Annotated in this window: 19 protein-coding genes; 12 read left to right on the top strand and 7 right to left on the bottom strand. The window is 66.2% G+C overall.

Features of this window, described 5'->3' with window-relative positions; all coding sequences use genetic code 11:
• From ACFQ50_RS02505 to ACFQ50_RS02490, 4 genes are all read right to left on the bottom strand, one after another.
• On the bottom strand, positions 1-1,151 hold a 1,151-nt coding region (locus tag ACFQ50_RS02505), incomplete at its 3' end, for a DUF222 domain-containing protein (protein ID WP_377993946.1).
• A gap of 313 nt (positions 1,152-1,464) precedes the next feature.
• The gene (locus ACFQ50_RS02500) at positions 1,465-1,932 is read right to left on the bottom strand and encodes a hypothetical protein (RefSeq protein WP_377993945.1); all 468 of its coding nucleotides are present in this window, start codon (positions 1,930-1,932) and stop codon (positions 1,465-1,467) included.
• A gap of 112 nt (positions 1,933-2,044) precedes the next feature.
• Positions 2,045-2,308 (bottom strand): GlsB/YeaQ/YmgE family stress response membrane protein, encoded by a 264-nt coding sequence (locus tag ACFQ50_RS02495; protein ID WP_236806325.1) that lies wholly within the window; start codon positions 2,306-2,308, stop codon positions 2,045-2,047.
• Between the two features lie 147 nt (positions 2,309-2,455).
• The gene (locus tag ACFQ50_RS02490) at positions 2,456-3,286 is read right to left on the bottom strand and encodes an aldo/keto reductase (RefSeq protein ID WP_377993944.1); all 831 of its coding nucleotides are present in this window, start codon (positions 3,284-3,286) and stop codon (positions 2,456-2,458) included.
• Positions 3,287-3,471: 185 nt separating this feature from the next.
• On the opposite strand from ACFQ50_RS02490, the gene ACFQ50_RS02485 reads away from it, so the two are divergent.
• Both ACFQ50_RS02485 and ACFQ50_RS02480 read left to right on the top strand, forming a co-directional pair.
• Positions 3,472-4,170: a CDP-alcohol phosphatidyltransferase family protein gene (locus tag ACFQ50_RS02485; protein WP_377993943.1), complete on the top strand. Its 699-nt coding sequence runs from the start codon at positions 3,472-3,474 to the stop codon at positions 4,168-4,170.
• A 153-nt stretch (positions 4,171-4,323) separates the two neighbouring features.
• Positions 4,324-4,533, top strand: coding sequence for a hypothetical protein (locus ACFQ50_RS02480; protein ID WP_377993942.1), 210 nt, complete (start codon positions 4,324-4,326; stop codon positions 4,531-4,533).
• A 442-nt stretch (positions 4,534-4,975) separates the two neighbouring features.
• Here ACFQ50_RS02480 and ACFQ50_RS02475 read toward each other — a convergent pair whose 3' ends face one another.
• Together ACFQ50_RS02475 and ACFQ50_RS02470 are read right to left on the bottom strand one after the other, a co-directional pair.
• Positions 4,976-5,188: a dodecin gene (locus ACFQ50_RS02475; protein WP_003799328.1), complete on the bottom strand. Its 213-nt coding sequence runs from the start codon at positions 5,186-5,188 to the stop codon at positions 4,976-4,978.
• 75 nt (positions 5,189-5,263) lie between these two features.
• Positions 5,264-5,965, bottom strand: coding sequence for a FadR/GntR family transcriptional regulator (locus tag ACFQ50_RS02470; protein WP_377993941.1), 702 nt, complete (start codon positions 5,963-5,965; stop codon positions 5,264-5,266).
• 158 nt (positions 5,966-6,123) lie between these two features.
• Between ACFQ50_RS02470 and ACFQ50_RS02465 the strand changes: the two genes are divergently transcribed.
• The 6 genes from ACFQ50_RS02465 to ACFQ50_RS02440 all read left to right on the top strand — a co-directional run bounded on the left by ACFQ50_RS02465 (position 6,124) and on the right by ACFQ50_RS02440 (position 11,794).
• Positions 6,124-7,599: a four-carbon acid sugar kinase family protein gene (locus tag ACFQ50_RS02465; RefSeq protein WP_377993940.1), complete on the top strand. Its 1,476-nt coding sequence runs from the start codon at positions 6,124-6,126 to the stop codon at positions 7,597-7,599.
• 22 nt (positions 7,600-7,621) lie between these two features.
• Entirely contained in the window at positions 7,622-8,530 is a 909-nt protein-coding gene (locus tag ACFQ50_RS02460; protein ID WP_377993939.1) for an NAD(P)-dependent oxidoreductase, read from the top strand.
• Positions 8,530-9,399 carry a class II fructose-bisphosphate aldolase gene (locus ACFQ50_RS02455; RefSeq protein ID WP_377993938.1) on the top strand — a complete coding sequence of 290 codons (870 nt, stop codon included), beginning with the start codon at positions 8,530-8,532 and terminating at the stop codon, positions 9,397-9,399. The genes ACFQ50_RS02460 and ACFQ50_RS02455 overlap by 1 nt, the downstream gene beginning before the upstream one ends.
• A 176-nt stretch (positions 9,400-9,575) precedes the next feature.
• On the top strand, positions 9,576-10,889 hold the full coding sequence (locus tag ACFQ50_RS02450) for an acyltransferase (RefSeq protein WP_377993937.1): 1,314 nt from the start codon (positions 9,576-9,578) through the stop codon (positions 10,887-10,889).
• Positions 10,886-11,239 carry a GNAT family N-acetyltransferase gene (locus tag ACFQ50_RS02445; protein WP_377993936.1) on the top strand — a complete coding sequence of 118 codons (354 nt, stop codon included), beginning with the start codon at positions 10,886-10,888 and terminating at the stop codon, positions 11,237-11,239. The genes ACFQ50_RS02450 and ACFQ50_RS02445 overlap by 4 nt, the downstream gene beginning before the upstream one ends.
• Positions 11,240-11,515: 276 nt before the next feature.
• A complete protein-coding gene (locus tag ACFQ50_RS02440; protein ID WP_377993935.1) occupies positions 11,516-11,794 on the top strand; it encodes a hypothetical protein in 279 nt (92 codons plus the stop codon).
• A 52-nt stretch (positions 11,795-11,846) separates the two neighbouring features.
• On the opposite strand, the gene ACFQ50_RS02435 is transcribed toward ACFQ50_RS02440, so the two are convergent.
• Positions 11,847-12,329 (bottom strand): hypothetical protein, encoded by a 483-nt coding sequence (locus tag ACFQ50_RS02435; protein ID WP_377993934.1) that lies wholly within the window; start codon positions 12,327-12,329, stop codon positions 11,847-11,849.
• A 356-nt stretch (positions 12,330-12,685) separates the two neighbouring features.
• On the opposite strand from ACFQ50_RS02435, the gene ACFQ50_RS02430 reads away from it, so the two are divergent.
• The 4 genes from ACFQ50_RS02430 to ACFQ50_RS02415 are packed head-to-tail and all read left to right on the top strand — an operon-like array spanning position 12,686 to position 18,121.
• The gene (locus ACFQ50_RS02430; protein WP_377993933.1) at positions 12,686-14,356 is read left to right on the top strand and encodes a pyridoxal phosphate-dependent decarboxylase family protein; all 1,671 of its coding nucleotides are present in this window, start codon (positions 12,686-12,688) and stop codon (positions 14,354-14,356) included.
• Positions 14,353-15,729, top strand: coding sequence for a lysine N(6)-hydroxylase/L-ornithine N(5)-oxygenase family protein (locus tag ACFQ50_RS02425; protein WP_377993932.1), 1,377 nt, complete (start codon positions 14,353-14,355; stop codon positions 15,727-15,729). Before ACFQ50_RS02430 ends, ACFQ50_RS02425 begins: the two co-directional genes overlap by 4 nt.
• Entirely contained in the window at positions 15,726-16,289 is a 564-nt protein-coding gene (locus ACFQ50_RS02420; protein ID WP_377993931.1) for a GNAT family N-acetyltransferase, read from the top strand. The genes ACFQ50_RS02425 and ACFQ50_RS02420 overlap by 4 nt, the downstream gene beginning before the upstream one ends.
• Positions 16,286-18,121 (top strand): IucA/IucC family protein, encoded by a 1,836-nt coding sequence (locus tag ACFQ50_RS02415; RefSeq protein ID WP_377993930.1) that lies wholly within the window; start codon positions 16,286-16,288, stop codon positions 18,119-18,121. The genes ACFQ50_RS02420 and ACFQ50_RS02415 overlap by 4 nt, the downstream gene beginning before the upstream one ends.
• Positions 18,122-18,123 lie beyond the last annotated feature (2 nt).

The following is an 18,123-nucleotide window of genomic DNA, read 5'->3' as shown; positions in this document are numbered from 1 at the left end:
AAGACGCCTTGGCGGTGGTGGAGGGTTTCTTCGGAGGGTTCGGTGCCGTCCTGGTCGAGGGCGTCGATCCAGCGGTGGGCGATGCGGGTGAGGAAATCGTGGTCGTTTTCGATCGCGGTCAGGGTGAGGTTGTGTTCCATTTCGGCGATCGTTCCGGGGTTGGGGATGTGGCGGACTTTGTCCAGGGCGGTGGTGATGATGGTTCCGGCGCGGGAGGCGATGATTCCGGCGGTGAGGGCGGCGGCGGTTTCTTCGTGTTCGGGGGGCATGGGGCGGCCGGCGAGTCCGGTGCTGGGGAGGGTGGCGTTCGCGAGGGCGAGGCGGCGGCGGGCTTCGGTGGTGCTGATCCGGAGCCGGGTGCGGAGGAACTCGGCGGTGTTCCTGGCCCCGTCGTCGGCCGGGGACCAGGCCACCGGGCTGGCGGGGGTTGCCGGCGTGGCGGTGCCTGCGCCGTCTGCCGTGGTGCCGGCGGCCGTGGTGCCGGGGGCCGTGGTGTTGGGGGCCGTGGTGTTGGGCGTGTCGGTATCAGAGGAGACTGCGGCGGCCGTGGCCCTGGCGGGTTCAGCGGTGCTGGCCGCGGCGGGTTCGGGTTCGGGGTCGGTGCCCCAGCCTGTGGTCCATCCGGCGGCGCGGCTGGCTGCTCCGGCGGCGTTGATCGCCTCGGCCCGGGTCCGGTCCACCGCAGCGGCGGCCTGCAGCTGGAGGTATTCGATCCGGCGGGAGAGTTCCTCGGTCAGTTCCGCGAAATCGGCCGCCTGGAGGAAGTTGGCAGCGGCCAGTTCCTCGGGCGCCGAACTGGTGGCCGAGTCAAGCAGCGCCAGGGACGCCTGCAGATTGGGAGTGGCACGCGCCGGGGATGCAGGCTCTGTGGATGCTTGGCCGGCGGAACCGGAATCAGCCGCGATCCCGGCGGGAGCCCCGCCGTCGGACGCCGGGGCGTCAGAACGGAACCCGGCGGCAGCACCGCCGTCGGACGCCGGGGCGTCAGAACGGAACCCGGCGGCAGCACCGCCGTCGGACGTGTCCTTTGCTGGGGTGCCAGCGCCCGGAACGCTGCGTAGCCCGCGGCCGCGCAGCAGGGCAGCAGCACTGACGCCCGGGACATCAGTCCCGGCCCCGACATTCGCTCCATGCCCCCCAAGAGCTTCCATGGAACAAGTCTGATGAGGGGGTCTGACATTTAACGTTGTGACCGGGGCCATGCGGGCCCCGAAGCCGGCGGCAGCACCGCCGTCGGACGAAGATGTGTCCGCAACGGCGGTGCCAGTTCCGGCATCAGCCGGGCACCCGGAAGCAGGAGCGTCTGGCAGGGCAGCACGCAGGCCGGGCAGTGCTGCCCGGCCTGACATACCGTCTGCGTTTTCCCCCATGGCTTCCATAGGAAAACATTGTCAAAGGGGTCTGACATTTTTCAGCTCTGGCCCACACCGCCCGGGATGCAGGCGAAAGCAGCCAACTCTGGAGCTATTGCCTGTCCGGATTCACGTTTGTGGCGGCGCCGGCGGGAGTGGCGCCGCCCTCGTCCGACCAGTCTTGACCCGTGCTGTCATTGAGCGCCGGATCGGACTCCACATCGGAGGTTCCAAGGTTGATCGTTTCCGGGTGTGTGCTGTGGGCGGGGACGTGCCCGCTGTCAGCAAAGGCACCGGCAGAAGCAGAGCCAGTAGAAGCAGTATCAGCGTGTGTATCGTGATGCATGGCTGAGCTGAGCACCGTCCCAGCCCGGCGCGCGGCTTCAGCCAGGTGGTCACCGACGTCGGGGGCCTTTTCCTTGACGGCTTCGGTTGCTGCCGTGACCTTGTCCTGGACCGGCTTGCTGTCCCAGATGCCTGCGGCCCGCGCTTTGAGCTTGTCGTACGCTGCCCGGCCCGACCTGGATCCGAGCACGTAGCCTGCAGCGAGTCCGGCGCCGAAGAGAAGTTTGGATTTCATGATGATCTCCTGCTCTTGAGGGGGATCTGTACGATTTGGAATCGGCCCGGTGGGCCTGGGGCGGGAAACCGGCCCCGGGTGGTTCCCGGAGCCGGTTCCGGCACTCTTCTGTCTAGCGCGCCGTGCGCTTGGTAATCATGCCGTAGACCAGCAGGACGATCAGCGCGCCGCCGATCGCCAGCAGCCATGTGGACAGCGAGAAGAACTCGTTGATGCCCACATTGAAGAGCGCGCTGCCGATGAAACCACCGAGAATTGCGCCAACCACGCCAAGCAGAAGCGTGATGAAAATGCCGCCGCCCTGCCGGCCGGGGAGGATGGCCTTAGCAATGGCTCCGGCAATGAGGCCAAGAATCAGAAATGCGAAAAAACCCATCTTTTATCGTTCCTTCTTCATCTAGAGGAGTTACCCGGATTGCCGGGTACGCTTCGTCCTTCTGCTCAATACTAATCATGCTTACTATTTTTTTGCCAGTCGGCTTCCGGTGGGAAGGGACTGGCAGCGCACGCCCGGGCCCAGGCCTTAGTGGCCCTGGACGTCGGAATTTACTCCCGCCTCGGGGCCTTCGTCGAGGGTGCTGATGGCCGTCAGGTCCTCCTCATCCAAAGCGAAATCGAAGACATCGATGTTCTCTTTCATCCGGTGGGGATCGGCGGACTTGGGAATGGCCACGAGACCCTGCTGGACGTGCCAGCGCAGGACCACCTGGCTTACGGTCCGGCCGTGTTTGCCAGCGATTCGGGTCAGCACGGGCGCGGAAAGCAGCCCCGAACCCGCACCCAGCGGGCTGTACGATTCGGTGGCGATCCCGTGCCGCTCGTTGTAGGTGCAGTCCGCCGAGCGGGTCACTGACGGGTTGATCTGGATCTGGTTCACGGCCGGCACAACGTCGGTCTCCCACATGAGCTTTTCCAAATGGGCGGCCTTGAAGTTCGAGACGCCGATCGACCGGACTTTCCCTTCGCCCTGCAGCCGCTCAAAGGTCTTCCACGTGGAAATGAATTCTCCGCGGCGGGGGAGCGGCCAGTGGATCAGCAGCAGGTCCACATAATCCAGGTTCAGGCGCCTCAGGGACCCTTCAAGGCCGGCCGCGGCCAGATCTTCACCTTGGAATTCGCCGTCCAGCTTAGTGGTGATGAAGAACTCCGCCCGGTCCAGGCCGCTGGCACGGATTCCGGAACCGACGCCGGACTCGTTCCCGTAGCGCACGGCCGTATCGATATGCCGGTACCCGGCTTCCGCAGCCCGTACGACGGCGTCACGCACCTCCCGGTCGTTCAGCGGCCAAGTGCCAAGGCCGATCTGAGGTATCCGGTTGCCGTCGTTCAGTTCGATGACTGGTGCGAGTGCCATGCGGAAGAGTCTTTCCTATCGGTGGCAGTTTGCCCAGACCCCGTTTGCTGCCCTAACGGCACGTTTTTGCTGTCTTCCGAGGTCAGCCCGCGAATGCTCGTGCGCAGCCTGTTGTTACGATGAGCGCAAGGAGGCATATGCAGGTCTTGCTCGGTAGGCGCGCTTTGGTGGACGTAGGCGTTGCCATGGCTGGTTTCCTTGTGTCCGGGGGCTGGATCCTGACCGTTGCAGGGGCTGGAGCAACGTACTTCCTTGCCGCCATAGCTGCCGGGTTGGCGGTGATGGGAAATGCTGCGGCTTCCATCCTCAACCGCAAGCCCCGGCTGACCACGGCTGCGGACCGCGTTACCCTGACTCGGGCTGTCTTGGTGGCGTGCTGCGCGGCGGCAACGGTCCCGGCGATGTTCGGTGGGACTGGGCCCGGCATGCAGGTGGTCGTGCTGGGTGCGGCAGCTTTTCTTCTTGACGCGGTGGACGGGGCCGTTGCGCGCCGATTTGCCTGTGTGAGCCCGGCGGGAGGCCGGCTGGACGTCCAGACCGATGCAGCGCTGGTCCTTGTGCTGGCGTGCGCAGCTGTGCCCATCACCGGCCCCTGGGTGCTGTCTATCGGGCTCATGTGGTACGCGTTCGTCGCGGCCGGGTGGTTCCGGCCTCAACTGAAACGCACGCTGCCTATTAAGAGACTGCGAAAGGTCATTGGCGCCTTCCAGCCCTTCGCCTTGCTGTTAGCACTGACGCCGGGGGTGCCCGGTGGAATCAGCATGGCCGCGGTTTTTCTGGCGCTCGTGGCCCTGGTGGCCTCGTTTGGCCGGGACGTCGTCGAACTGGAGCAAAGCCACCGCAAGTGGACCGGCCGGCATTCCAGCACCGAACTGGTGAACTGACGGCGCCCGGTGAACTGGCGGCACGCCCGGACTAATCAAGGAGGGTCGCTCAAGGGCTGGGTGCTCTGGACTAACTATGCCGGCGCTGGTAATCCTTGGAGTGGCCTGGCAGGACAATAATCCCGGCCCTTCCAACAGCTAAGGATCCAGACCATGAGCGAAACGCCCGCCGATCCGGAGCAGAACCCGACGGACCAGCCGAAGGACGGTACGCCCGAAGGATTCCCCTTCGACCCTAATCAGGACCCGCCCCAAGAGGAACCCGCAGTTCCGCACCAGGACAACCCGGGACCGCCCACGGGTCCGGACGGCGAACCTGATGAGCCGGCGCTGGAGGATCCCCAGCGCCCGCCCGCCCGGTAGCACCTGAGGCCACGCTTAGGCGGCCCTGTGCTGATGCCCAGCCGGACGGCCGGATTCTATCCATTCGTCCATTGGGCCGGTGTGGCGCGTTTCCTAGCCTTGGAGGAGAACTTCTCCCAGCCCTCCGACCCAAGGATGACCTTCAACGATGAAACGCATCGCACTGCTTCGGGAACGCCACACACCCTCCGCCTCGACTGGAACCCATTGCCCGGCGTCGGGACTGTGGGCCCCCGCCGACTCGCCGGACGAGGCGCACGCTTTCTTTGAAGGACAGGTATTTCCGGCATTCCGCGGGATCGCCACCGTGTGGCGCCGGAGTGCTACCGGCCAGGATTAAGCAAGTAGGGCGGTGCCGGCTGAATGAAAGCCGGCACCGCCCTAGTTAATCTGCCAACGCGCGGTCAGTCCCGCCGGCGCGCGCGTGAGATCACGGTGCGATCTAGTCCCGCTCCAGGCGGAATCCGAGCTTGAGAGTGACCTGCCAGTCCGCCACCTGCCCGTTCTCGAGGTGGCCACGGATTTCCTTGACTTCGAACCAGTCCAGGTTGCGCAGGGTCTTCGCGGCGTCGGAAATACCGTTGCGGACGGCCGCATCGACGCCTTCGGTCGAGGTTCCGACAATTTCAGAAATGCTGTAGGTGTTATTAGACAACTTCGCTCCTCGTGATCGCCACCGATACCCGGCTGCGGGCCGTTCCTGCAGAGTATCGGACGGGACGCCTTGGGACTAGCCTTCCAGCACGTAGCTTCTGAGGTCGTCGAGGGTCTGCTGCATGTGGGCGTCCATGGCATTGCGTGCCTGCTGCGGATCGCGGGCAGCCAGGGCCTCGTAAATGTTCTGGTGGTGCCCGATCGCATGCTCCTGGATGTCAGGCACCTTCGAGGTTTCGGTCCGTCCCTTCTCCAGAACGCGGTGCAGCGGCTCGAAGAGGACTGCCACGAACACGTTCTCGGACGCGTGCAGAATCTGATCGTGGAAAGCCAGGTCGGCGGCAACAAAGCTTGCCACGTCGTTTCCCTGGTGCGCCTTCCGCATGTCCGCCACGCAGTCCCGAAGGCCCTCGAGCTCGGCGTCGGTGATTCGGTGGGCCGCCAGCTCGCAGGCGCCCGTTTCTAGCATCCGCCGTAGCTCGATCAGCTGGACCGCGGCGGCCGGGCCGTTCTGCCCCTCGGATGCGGCCCGCAGCACTGCCTCAAGGGACGACCACCGGTTGAGTGGATTCACGAACGTCCCGCGGCCCCGTTCCACACTCAGGATGCGCTGCGCCTCAAGGGTCTTCATCGCCTCCCGAACTGTCATGCGGCTGACGTCGTGCCGTGCGCTGAGTTCCAGTTCTCCCGGCACGCTGCTGCCCGGCGGAAACTCGCCGGAGATAATGCGGTCAAGGAGTTCGTCGGCGACGACGCCCACCAGTGATTTGCGTGCCATTTTTTCCGTTCAGCGTGTGCGGCCTTTTACGGCTCGGGATATCTGCCAAAAAGTGTACTTGCGCACGTGCTGTGCGTTATGCCACACTAGCACCAAAGAACAGATGTCTGACATCTGACAAATGTCCGTAAGACAGTTTCGACACAACGGAGTGCACAGTGCCCCTCGAATCCGACGTTCTGGCCGCCTTTCCCGCCGAGCTCCAGATCCCTGCCCGGCAGGTCGCAGACGCTGTTGCCGCTACGGCCGCCACATCCCCCCGCGTCCTCGTGGTGCTCGACGACGACCCCACCGGCACGCAGTCTGTTGCGGACTTGCCTGTGCTCACCCGCTGGGAAGTCGAGGACTTCCAGTGGGCTCTCCATCAGGGTAAACCGGCCGTGTACGTGCTGACGAACACCCGCAGCCTCGACCCCGAAGAAGCGGCCGCCCGCAATGAAGAGGTGGTGCGTAACGCCCTGGCCGCTGCCCGCGACGGCGAAGGGGACATCAACCTGGGTTTTGTTAGCCGCAGCGACTCTACCCTCCGCGGGCACTTCCCCCTGGAACCGGACGTCATTGCCGCCACGGTGGCAGCCGAAAGCGGCGAGGCCACCGACGGCGTTGTGATGGTTCCCGCATTTCCCGACGCCGGCCGCATCACCATTGGCGGCGTGCACTACACCCGCGGCCCGGAGGCCGGCCAGCTGACCCCCGTTGCCGAGACGGAATTCGCCAAGGACGCCACCTTCGGCTTCGCCAACTCCGAGATGGCCAAGTACGTGGAAGAAAAGTCGCAGGGGCGGTTTGCCGCAGACTCCGTGATCGTGCTGGATCTGAACATCATCCGCGCCGGCGCCGCCACCGGGCAGGCTGAGGTCTCGGCCAAGGCCATCGCCGACGTCATCGAGCCGGCCACGCAGTCCACGCCCATTGTGGTGGACATCGTCACGGAAAACGACATGCGGGCCTTGGCTCTGGGGCTGGAGGAGGCCGAGCGCCGTGGCAAGAAGTTGCTGTACCGGGTTGGCCCACCGTTCATGCGCGCCCGGATCGGCCAGGACATTCGGCCTGAGCTCAGCGGCGAGGAGGCCTACGCGGGCAACACCCCGTCCGAAGCCGGCGGCCTGATCGTCGTGGGCTCCCACGTGGGCGTGACCACCCGGCAGCTCAAGGTGCTCACCGACCGGCACAGCCGTGCACGCATTGTGGAGATCGACGTCGAAAAGCTGCTGGACGAGGATGCACCCGCCTACCTCGAGCAGACCGTCGACGCCGTCGTGGCGGCCTTGCGCAGCGGCGACGTCATCGTCCACACGAGCCGCCTGCTCATCAAGACCGACGACCCGGCCGACAGCCTGCGGATCGCGCGCACCGTGTCTGCCGCCGTCGTCGCCGTAGTGAACCGGACGCTGAAGACCTTCCCGCCGCGGTTCGTCATCGCCAAGGGTGGCATTACGTCCTCGGACGTTGCCGCGCACGGCTTGGAGATCCGGCACGCGATCGTCCGCGGACCCATGTTGCCCGGCATCGTGAGCCTCTGGGAGCCGGTCGACGGTCCCGCCAAGGGGATCCCGTACATCGTCTTTGCCGGCAACGTGGGCGATGACGAGTCGCTCGCCCAGGTCACCAGCAAGCTCAGCAACACTTTCTAGACTTTTCAACGGAGAGCACACTATGACCTCGAATTACACAGTCACCGTCCTCGGACTGGGCGCCATGGGACTGCCCATGGCCACCCGCCTCGCCAGCCAGCTGACCGTCCACGGTTTCGACATCGCCGAACCGCGCCTGCGCCTCGCCGAAGAAGCCGGCGTGCAGACCTTCGCTTCCGCCCGGGACGCCGCCCAGGACACTGACGCCCTGCTGCTCGCCGTGCGCAACAGCGAACAGCTCGACGACGTCCTGTTCGGGGAGAACGGGGTGGCCTCCGTGCTGAAGCCGGGCGCCGTCGTCATCCTGACCAGCACCGTGGGCACGGAGGCCATTCCGGCCGCTGTCGCCCGCCTGGCGGAATTCGGCGTCGGGCTCGTGGACGCCCCGCTGTCCGGCGGGCCAAAGCGTGCCGGCGAAGGCGACCTGCTGATCGTCGTCGGAGCCGAACCCAAGGCGCTGGAGTCGGCACGTCCGGTCCTGGAGCTGCTCGCCTCCACGTTGACTGTCGTGGGCGACAAGCCAGGCGACGGCCAGGCCCTGAAGACCGTCAACCAGCTGCTGTGCGGCATCCACATCGCGGCAGCCGCCGAGGCCATGGCGCTGGCCGACGCGCTGGGCCTGGACCAGGCGAAGACCCTGGCCGCCCTCGAGGCGGGTGCCGCGGGCTCCTTCATGCTGTCCAACCGCGGACCGCGCATCCTGGAGGCCTACACCGAGGAGGGCGCCGAGGTGCTTAGCCGCCTGGACATCTTCGTCAAGGACATGGGCATCGTGGGCAAGGCCACGCGCAGTGCTGGCCTGGCGACGCCCGTTGCCGCCGCCGCCGAGCAGCTGTACCTGCTGGGCCAGGCCCATGGGCTGGCAGCCGCCGACGACTCTGCCGTCATCAAGGTGGTTGCCCCCACCAAGCGCACCGCCGGGGAAGGCTGATGCGGGCGCAACTCGATGAGCTGGTGGTCTCCGCACTCAAGCGGGGGTCGGCCGGGCCGGCGTTTACGTGCTACGACTTCACCACGGCACTGGCGGTAGTGAGCGCAGCGGAGGAGGCACAGCGCGGCGTCATCCTGCTGGTGGCGCCCAAGACCGCCGGCACCGCCAACGGACTGCGGCTCATCTCCGCGCTCCGGGGACTGGCCGACGCCGCGTCCGTGCCGGTTGCTGTGCAGCTCGACCACGCCTCCGATCTTGAGGTCATCATTGCCGCCGTCGAGGCAGGCGCGGACTCCGTCCTGGCAGACGGCTCGGCGCTGCCCTACGAAGAGAACGTCGCGCTGGTGTGTGCGGTGCGCTCCGCGCTTGAGGCCAAGGGGCATGCCGGTGTGGTGCTGGAGGCCGAACTCGGCGGCCTGGCCGGCGATGAGGACAGGGCCTTCGGCGCCGAAGGGGACGCCGGGGGCAACGAGGTCGCCGGGCTTACCGACTCCGCCCAGGTGGAGGACTTCGTGGCACGGACGGGCGCACAGCTGCTCGCGGTGGCCGTAGGCAATGTCCACGGGAAGTACAAAGGCGAGCCGCGGCTGCGCTGGGATGTCCTGCAGGACATCGCCGTCCGGACACACATCCCGCTGGTGCTCCATGGCGCTTCCGGCATTCCGGCGGACGACCTGGCCAAGGCGCCGGCCATGAACGTAGGCAAGGTCAACTTCAACACCGAACTCCGTACGGGCGTCCTCGCCACACTCGAGGAACAGCTTCCCGCGCACCGGGCCGATGGTGAGAACCTGCAGGGACTCCTGGCCCGCTGGAACACCACCGCGAAGGACTTCGGCACGAGCACGCTGGCGATCCTCAGCCGCTGACGATGGGGCTGACGATGGAGTTTTTGTCCACGTATCGAGAGTTCGGGGGCCTTTAGAGGCCAATACGTGGACAAAAACTCCGGCGCCGACTTGTGGAGCAGGCGCCCACATGTGGGGCAGGTTGGCGCACAATGGAAAGCACAATGATGTAAGCGAGTTCCAGTGGTGGGGGCGCCATGAAGAATTCCACGGAGCCGGAGCCGGGGGCAGACGTTGCCGTGCCCGCCCGCGACCTGGCTATCGATCTCGCACGCTTTGGCTGCCTCGTCCTTGTGGTGGTGGCGCACTGCATGATGACCAGCCCGGTGCTGCACCCCGACGGCACTGTCACGACAGAAAACACCCTGGCCGAGCAGGACTGGTTCGAGCCGGTCATTTGGATCTTCATGGTGATGCCGCTGTTCTTCGTGGCCGGGGGCATCACCGGGGCCCAGTCCTGGCGGCGCATGCAGACGCGCGGGGGCAGCGGCTTTGAGTTCGTCCAGTCCCGGCTGCTGCGGCTGGTCCGCCCCGCGGCGGCCCTGCTGGCGGCAATGTTCGTCGGCCTGTGGGGCGCGCTGCTGGCCGGTGTGGATCCGCAGGTGGTGCAGCTGCTGGCCAGCGGGGCCGGGATGCCGCTGTGGTTCCTGGCTGCCTATCTGGCGGCCCAGCTGAACATTCCGCTCCTGGTGACGCTGCACCGGCGTGCCCCGTGGCTGACGCTCCTGGGGCTGGTGGCGCTCGTGGTGACAGTGGACTGCCTCCGCGGCGCCTTCCCGACGTTCGCCTACATCAACATGGTGTTCGTCTGGTGCGCGGTGCAGCAACTCGGGTTCTTTCTGGCGGACGGCTGGCTGGACCGGTGGAGCAGGTCCCGGCTGGTGGGGCTGATCGCCGCCAGTAACCTGCTCATGGTTGTCCTGGTGGTGCTGGGCCTGTACCGGGACAACATGCTGGTGAACCTGAATCCGCCCAACCTCAGCCTGGTCCTGCTCGGCGTCTCACAGGCGGCGGTACTGCAGCTCGGCCGGCCGTTGCTGAACGCACTCGCCGCCGTGCGCTGGATAAGCGCGGTTGTGGCCGTTGCCGGCCGCCACGCCATGACGGTCTACCTCTGGCACCTGCCGCTGCTGGCGGCCATGACCGGTCTGCTCCTGCTGACGGACTTTCCCCAACCGGCTTCGGGCACCGCAGAATGGTGGTGGTCGCGCCCGCTCGTTTTCCTGGGCGTGGTCCTCCTCCTGCTGCCCGCGGTTCTCGTGTTCGGGCGGCTGGAGGAACGGCCGACGCCGGCCCTACACTCCCGGGGCCGGGCACCGGCCGCCGTGGTGACCGCCGCCGTCGTCGTTTTTGTTCCGGTGGCTGACGCCGCCGTCAATGGCCTGACGCTGGGACTGCTGGGCGGCGGCGCCGCCTGCTTTGCACTGGCCGTGCTGTTGCTGGGCCGTGTTCCCGCACCCGGCACGCGGCCATTGCCAGCACAGCCATTAAGTGCCAATGTCGAACCATGACGGAGAACACGGCAGCCACCGAGGACCATTTCACCCCGGACGTCACCACCTTCCGGAACGATGCGCTCCACCGCTACGAATTGCACGTTGGCGGAAAGCTGGCGGTGGAAGTCAGGTTCGTAGACAAGCCCGGCCATGTGGATTTCATCCACACGGAGACGTCCGAGCAGTTCCAGGGCCATGGCCTGGCTAAGGTTCTCATCCACTTCGCGCTCGACGATGTTGTGGCGTCGGGCAAACGGATCATTCCGCATTGCCCGTTTACCGCCCGCTACCTGCGCAAACACGAGGTGTACACGCAGTGCATTGACTGGCCCGAGGCGGCCGCGCCCAAGCTGCTCGGCACCTGACGCCGCCTCCGGGGTCCCGTGCCGTGACCCCGCGATACTTGTGCCCGCGATACTTGTGGCCGCGGGGACATTTCCGTACGATCGGGCAGGGCTATGCAGTTGGCCTTTGGACTCTCTTTTTAGGGATCTCTTTGAATCAAAAACTGCGTGTGCCGGTGCGGGTTGAGTATCGCCGGCGCATCACTCCGGATTTCCGTGAACCGATGTGTCTGATCCCCACGGGGGCGGGCGATGACTGACGGTGCCTTGACTGACGGTTCCTTGACTGACGCTGCCATGACGGACGAAGAAGTGCTCCGCCTCCTGGACGGATGCCTGAATGCTGCCGTGGATCCTGCTGCAACCCTCGCGGCAGTCCCGGACGCGGAGTTGGCCCGGCTGGCGGACGGGCTGTACCGGCATTTGGATACGCCCAGCCCTGCTTTCGGCGCCCCCTTCTGGTATGTCCAAGTCACCGCGGAACTCCGGCTGCGCCGTCTGGCCGAGGCCGGGCCGTCCCGCCCGGCCGGCGCTGCCCCGGAGGATCCAGTGGACAGCGAAGTACCCGCCGGGTAGGCGGGCTGGGCTGGCGCGTGGGGCTTAAGTGTTCGTTCGCGCTTGGTGGGGATTACGACGGCGGGGGCTGCTTAGCGCGGTTCCGTTGCCATTGCGCTGCGTGCCAGAAAAGCAGGCCGAGGGCTCCGACCAGCCCGGCGAACAGCATCTGCGGCGCGAACGTGATCCACATGTAGCTCACGGGCATGACCTGCGGTTCGGTGCCGGAGTTCAGGGACTCCTGCGCAAGTGTGAAGACGCCGAACGGCGACACCAGCAGAATCGCCTCGAGCACCCACAGCGCAACGATGAATGGGTTCACGGACAGGGGGCTCCGCTGCCCGAAGTCTGCCGTCTCGTACGGCGCAAACCCTGGTTGCTCGAACCCGACAGTTGGCTGCCCGTCGGTTGGCTGCCCAGCGTGCAGTTGCCCCGGTTGTTCCGGCCCGAAGCCCGGCTGCCCGCTGCCAGCCGGGCTGAATTCCGGCTGCCCAAATCCTGGCCCGCCCTGGCCGGCCACCGATGGGCCGATGCGGCTGCCGCCGGCAGGCGGCATGCGCCCATATCCTGTGGGATTTCCGTGCGAATCCACTTCCCGAAAATTGATCGGATCATGCTCACTGCCGGACATGTCCCCCTGCTTCCTGCTGCGGCTGAAGCCCCGTGCCAGAAATCGCTGTGCCAGAAACTCTACCCCGCCTGACTGACCCTGTCGCGGGCGGACATTATGAGGTTTTCCGCGTCCTTGCGAAAGTCAATGACAACGGGTGACGCCGAAGATCCTCCGGATTCCGCGGTTAAAGCGAATTAGATCATGAAAGTTTGACTAAAAGGTGCGCCTAAGTAAGGCTTACCTTGCTTGGCGCCCATGGCGGGTGCCGGTCTCACATCACGCCGACAAAAGGATGACCTATGACGCTGCTGCCTGACGTGGATGAACCACTCGTGGACTTCGATGCCGGAGCCGGTCCCCGCGCCCAAAGAACGTCTGCCCAGGACCCGGTCGCCCAGGACCAGGTCGCCCAGGACCCGTCCGGCCTGGACTTCGGGTCTGGCGTGGAACTCGCCCTCGCCGCCAGCAACCAGCTGTTCAACGCCCGGAATGCCCCGCGCTACGTGGCCCAGGTCCTGCAGGGCGTCAACGCCGTGGCCACCAAACTCGAGCGCACCTCGCAGCCGTTCACCGGCGTCGGCCCGGCCGAGATGAAGGCCCGCGTGGCGGCAGTGGACCTCGACCGGCCGCTGCCGGACACGGCGGCCGCCCTCGAGGAACTGCAGCACACCTACCTGCGCGACGCCGTGTACTTCCATGACGCGAAGTATGCCGCCCACCTGAACTGCCCGGTGGTCATTCCCGCCCTCGTGGGGGAGGCGGTGCTCTCGGCCGTGAACTCCTCGATGGACACGTGGGACCAGAGTGCAGGCGCGACGATGATCGAGCGCCGCCTTATCGATTGGACGGCAGAGCGCCTCGGCCTGGGCAACACGGCCGACGGCGTGTTCACGTCCGGCGGCAGTCAGTCCAACCTGCAGGCGCTGCTCATTGCCCGCAATCACGCAGTGGCCCGGCTGCGGCAGGATCCGGCGAACGGGGGACTGCGTCTTCCGCTGCTGCTTGAGAAGCTGCGGATCTTCACCTCGGTGGACAGCCACTTCAGTATCCAGAAGTCGGCCTCCATGCTGGGGCTGGGGTTCGACGCCGTCGTGTCCGTAGCCTGCACGGCGGACCACCGGATGGATCCGGCATCCCTCGCCAGCGCGCTGGCCACGGCCTCCGACGGCGGCCTGATTCCCATGGCGGTTGTGGGGACGGCCGGGACTACTGACTTCGGCGCCGTGGATCCGCTGGCCGAACTGGCCGCCCTCGCCGGCGCCTATGGCGCATGGTTCCACGTTGATGCCGCGTATGGTGGCGGGCTGATGGTCTCGAACCGCCACCGCCACCTTCTGGACGGCATCCGGCTGGCGGACTCCGTCACGGTGGACTACCACAAGACCTTCTTCCAACCCGTCAGTTCCAGTGCGCTGCTGGTGCGCGAGGGTGCAATGATGCGCCATGTCACCTACTACGCCGACTACCTGAACCCGGAAACTGCGGCGCGCGCCGAGATCCCCAACCAGGTGGACAAGAGCATCCAGACCACACGCCGCTTTGACGCCCTCAAGCTGTGGCTGACCCTCCGCATCATGGGCGCCGACGCCGTGGGTGCGCTGCTCGACGAAGCAATCGACCTGGCTGCCCGCGTGGGCTCGGTTCTCGCGGCGGACGACGACTTCGAGCTCGCGGCCGAGCCGCAGCTGAGCACGCTGGTATTCCGGTACCGGCCTGTCCTGGCAAATGGAACGCGGCTGCCGGAGGACGCCGCCGATGAGCTGAATCCGGCCATCCGCTCGGCCGTGTTCGCGTCGGGCCAGGCTGTGGTGGCGGGTACGAGGGTGGCCGGACGCCACTACCTGAAGTTCACGCTCCTCAACGCCGAGGCAACGCTGGAGGACATCCGCGGGATCATCGACCTGCTGCGGAGCTCGGGCGAAAGACTGCTTGCCGCCGGCCCGGCCGCACGGACCGAGGCACACGCATGAGCAGTACCTCAAACACAGGCCGCGTTTACGACTTCGCCGGCGTCGGCGTCGGGCCTTTCAACCTTGGTCTCGCCGCCCTGAGCGAACCGATCGAAGGCCTGGACGGCGTGTTCCTCGAGCGCCGCGAATCGTTCGACTGGCACCCCGGCATGATGCTGGAGCCCGCCCACCTGCAGGTGCCGTTCATGGCGGACCTGGTGACCCTGGCGGATCCGACGTCCCCCCACTCGTTCCTGAACTTCCTCAAGCAGACCGGGCGCCTCTATCGCTTCTACATCCGCGAAAACTTCTACCCGCTGCGTGCCGAGTACAACCAGTACTGCCAGTGGGTGGCCGGCCAGCTGCCGTCGGTCCGGTTTGGCACGGACGTCACCGACGTGACGTACGACGACGGCGTGTACACGCTTTCGGTGGAGGGCCAGGCAGGGCCGGAGGTGCTTCGCGCACGCCGGCTGGTGCTTGGCACCGGAACATCGCCCTATGTCCCGGACGCGTGCCGCGGGATCCTGGGGGCCGGCGGGCTGGTCCTGCACAACGCGGAGTACCTGGCGCGGAAGGACGAGCTGCAGAAGCAACGGAGCATCACCATCGTCGGCAGCGGACAGAGCGCGGCGGAGATCTATTACGAGTTGCTTCAGGACATCGATGTGCATGGGTACCAGCTGAACTGGGTCACCCGCTCCGGCCGGTACTTTCCGCTGGAGTACACCAAGCTCACGCTGGAGATGACTTCGCCGGAGTACGTTGACTATTTCCACGGGCTCCCGCAGGACCGGCGTGACTCACTCATCAAGAACCAGAAGAACCTCTACAAAGGCATCAACTCCGAGCTCATCGACGCGATCTACGACCTCCTGTACACCAAGAGCCTCTCCGGCATGGTGGACACCCGGCTGCTGACACACTCGGCGCTCACCGGCGCGTCGTGGGATCCTGCCGCAGGTTCGCACACCCTGCAGCTGCGGCATGAGGAACAGGGCGCGGACTACTCGCTGGAGACAGAGGCGGTTGTCCTCGCCACCGGCTACGTTTACCGCGAGCCAAAGTTCCTGGGCGGCGTGCAGAACCGCATTGCACGGGACAGCGCCGGAAGGTTCGCCGTGCAGCGCAACTACAGCACCGGCGTCGAACCAGGCGAAATCTTCGTGCAGAACGCCGAACTCCACACCCACGGCTTCGTCACGCCGGACCTCGGCATGGCCGCCTACCGCAACTCCTGCATCCTCCGCGAGATCCTGGGCCGCGAGGTCTATCCCGTGGAGCGAAGCATTGCCTTCCAGGAGTTCGGCGCTCCTTCTGCGGTGCTTCCGTCGCCCGTGCCGGCGGACGTGGCTGTGCCGGCCGGAGTAACCGCGGCGGAGGTGCCCGTATGAGCTTTACATTCCGCTGCCTCGATCCGCAGGCCGACGCGCCGCTCCTCCACAGCTGGGTCACCCGCCCGTACGCCTCCTTCTGGGGGATGCTGAACGCGACCGTCGAGGACGTCGTGGGGGAATATGCCAGGATCCAGTCCAGCGGCCACCACCATGCGCTGCTGGGGATCGACGACGGCGTTCCCGCCTTCCTGATGGAGGAGTACCTGCCGGAGTCCTCGCCGCTCAACAGTGTCTATGCCGTCCAGCCGGGCGATATCGGCATGCACCTGCTGGTGGCTCCGCCGCAGGCGACGCCCCGCAACGGGTTCACTGCCGACGTCATGGAGTCGGTCCTGGAGCGGCTCTTCCAAAAGCCCGGTGTGGAGCGCGTGGTGGTGGAGCCCGACGCCCGCAACACCAAGATCCACGTGCTCAACGCGCGGTTGGGCTTTGAGCCTGCCGGTGAGGTGAACCTTCCGGACAAACAGGCCCTCCTCAGCTTCTGTACGCGCGAAGCGTTCCACGCCGCCCGCGCCGCCCGTTCGTCAAAACCGACCATCCAGGGAGCATCACTGTGACCACCCTTGAATTTGAATCTGCCGTAACCGCAGGCAATGCGGCCACCCACCTCGCGCCGGAACGCTGGGCCGCTGCCAACCGGCACCTGGTCCGCAAGGCGCTCGCCGAGTTCTCGCACGAGCGGATCCTCGTTCCGGAACCGGTTGGCGGCAGCGGCGGCGGGTACCGGGTCCGAAGCGACGACGGCACCGCCGAATACCGCTTCTCCGCCCGGGTCCTGCAGCTGGACCACTGGTCCATCGAAGCGGCTTCCATTACCTGCTGCCGCGACGGGCAGGACGCCCCGCTGGACGCGCTCACCTTCATCACCGAGTTCTCCGGCACCCTGGGCATCCGCCAGGAAATGCTCCCCGTCTACCTTGAGGAGATCAGCAGCACCCTCTCGAGCCATGCCTACAAACAGTGGGTGGGCCAGCCGTCCTCGGCCGAACTGGCAGCCGGTGTGACGCGCGGAGCGGACGTGGCCACCGACTTCCAGACGATCGAACGCAGCATGACCGAGGGGCACCCGTGCTTCGTGGCCAACAACGGCCGGCTGGGCTTCGGCATCTCTGACTACCGTGCCTTCGCCCCGGAGGCAGGAGCCCCGGTGCAGCTGGAATGGATTGCGGTGCACCGCAGCAAGGCGGTCTTCACGTCCAGCGAGGGGCTGGAGTACGCCGCCCATCTGGAAGCCGAACTGGGGGCAGGCGCCCTGGCCTTCTTTGGCGCCGAGCTCGGTGCCCTTGGACTGGACCCTGACCAGTACCTCCTGATGCCGGTGCATCCGTGGCAGTGGGAGAACAAGCTGACGGTCACGTTCGGGGCCGAGATCGCCCAGCGGCACATCGTCCACCTCGGCATCGGGGCCGACAGCTACCAGGCCCAGCAGTCCATCCGTACCTTCTTCAACACCGCCGCACCGCAGAAGACTTACGTGAAGACTGCCATGTCCGTCCTCAACATGGGGTTCATGCGCGGGCTGTCGCCGCAGTACATGAAAGCGACCCCGGCGATCAATGACTGGCTCCGGGACCTGATCGACGGCGACGGGGCACTGCAGGGCCGCGGGCTCGCCATGATCCGCGAAGTGGCGGCCATCGGCTACCACAACGGCTACTACGAGGCTGCCGCTGCGAAGGGCTCGCCGTACCGCAAGATGCTTTCAGCCCTGTGGCGGGAGAGCCCCCTGCCGTTGCTCAAGGACGGGCAGCAGCTCGCCACAATGGCCTCGCTCCTGCACGTCGACGCCGCCGGCAAACCCATGGTGTCCGCGCTGATCGAGCAGTCCGGGCTGGAGCCGGGTGCGTGGCTGCGGCAGTATTTCGAGGCGTACCTCGTGCCGCTGGTGCACTGCCTGTACCGCTACGAGCTCGCGTTCATGCCCCACGGTGAGAACGTGATCCTGGTCCTCGAGAACGGCGTGCCGGTCCGCGCCGTCATGAAGGACATCGCCGAGGAGATTGTGGTGATGGGGGACCGGCTCGACCTGCCCGAAGCGGTGTCAAGGATCAAGGCGGACATTCCGGACGGCGACAAGGTCCTGTCCATCTTCACCGATGTGTTTGACTGCATCTTCCGTTTCGTTGCCGCCCTCCTGGAGGAAGACGGCGTGCTCAGCGGCGGGGAATTTTGGCGCACCGCGGCGGAAGCCGTGCGCAGCTACCAGGCCGAGCACCCGGAACTCGCGGAGCAGTTTGCCCGCCACGATCTGTTCGCACCGGATTTCGAGCTGTCCTGCCTGAACCGGCTGCAGCTGCGCAACAACCAGCAGATGCTGGACCTGGCCGACCCGTCCGGCGGCCTGCAGAAGGCGGGAAGGCTCGCGAATCCGCTGGCCAAATTCGCCTGACG

Origin of the sequence: Arthrobacter sp. NPDC056493, from assembly GCF_042795115.1 — a bacterium.
In the GTDB taxonomy this organism is placed as follows: Bacteria; Actinomycetota; Actinomycetes; order Actinomycetales; family Micrococcaceae; genus Arthrobacter.
This window is presented reverse-complemented; position numbering and strand designations above follow the sequence as displayed.

What these genes read in the sequence shown, in the direction of transcription:
- ACFQ50_RS02490 (WP_377993944.1), bottom strand. Translation starts at nt 3,286, where the DNA reads ATGGCACTCGCACCAGTCATCGAACTGAACGACGGCAACCGGATACCT.
- ACFQ50_RS02480 (WP_377993942.1), top strand. Translation starts at nt 4,324, where the DNA reads ATGAGCGAAACGCCCGCCGATCCGGAGCAGAACCCGACGGACCAGCCG.
- ACFQ50_RS02435 (WP_377993934.1), bottom strand. Translation starts at nt 12,329, where the DNA reads ATGCCGCCTGCCGGCGGCAGCCGCATCGGCCCATCGGTGGCCGGCCAG.
- ACFQ50_RS02495 (WP_236806325.1), bottom strand. Translation starts at nt 2,308, where the DNA reads ATGGGTTTTTTCGCATTTCTGATTCTTGGCCTCATTGCCGGAGCCATT.
- ACFQ50_RS02470 (WP_377993941.1), bottom strand. Translation starts at nt 5,965, where the DNA reads ATGGCACGCAAATCACTGGTGGGCGTCGTCGCCGACGAACTCCTTGAC.
- ACFQ50_RS02460 (WP_377993939.1), top strand. Translation starts at nt 7,622, where the DNA reads ATGACCTCGAATTACACAGTCACCGTCCTCGGACTGGGCGCCATGGGA.
- ACFQ50_RS02500 (WP_377993945.1), bottom strand. Translation starts at nt 1,932, where the DNA reads ATGAAATCCAAACTTCTCTTCGGCGCCGGACTCGCTGCAGGCTACGTG.
- ACFQ50_RS02445 (WP_377993936.1), top strand. Translation starts at nt 10,886, where the DNA reads ATGACGGAGAACACGGCAGCCACCGAGGACCATTTCACCCCGGACGTC.
- ACFQ50_RS02425 (WP_377993932.1), top strand. Translation starts at nt 14,353, where the DNA reads ATGAGCAGTACCTCAAACACAGGCCGCGTTTACGACTTCGCCGGCGTC.
- ACFQ50_RS02450 (WP_377993937.1), top strand. Translation starts at nt 9,576, where the DNA reads ATGAAGAATTCCACGGAGCCGGAGCCGGGGGCAGACGTTGCCGTGCCC.
- ACFQ50_RS02420 (WP_377993931.1), top strand. Translation starts at nt 15,726, where the DNA reads ATGAGCTTTACATTCCGCTGCCTCGATCCGCAGGCCGACGCGCCGCTC.
- ACFQ50_RS02485 (WP_377993943.1), top strand. Translation starts at nt 3,472, where the DNA reads ATGGCTGGTTTCCTTGTGTCCGGGGGCTGGATCCTGACCGTTGCAGGG.
- ACFQ50_RS02455 (WP_377993938.1), top strand. Translation starts at nt 8,530, where the DNA reads ATGCGGGCGCAACTCGATGAGCTGGTGGTCTCCGCACTCAAGCGGGGG.
- ACFQ50_RS02440 (WP_377993935.1), top strand. Translation starts at nt 11,516, where the DNA reads ATGACGGACGAAGAAGTGCTCCGCCTCCTGGACGGATGCCTGAATGCT.
- ACFQ50_RS02430 (WP_377993933.1), top strand. Translation starts at nt 12,686, where the DNA reads ATGACGCTGCTGCCTGACGTGGATGAACCACTCGTGGACTTCGATGCC.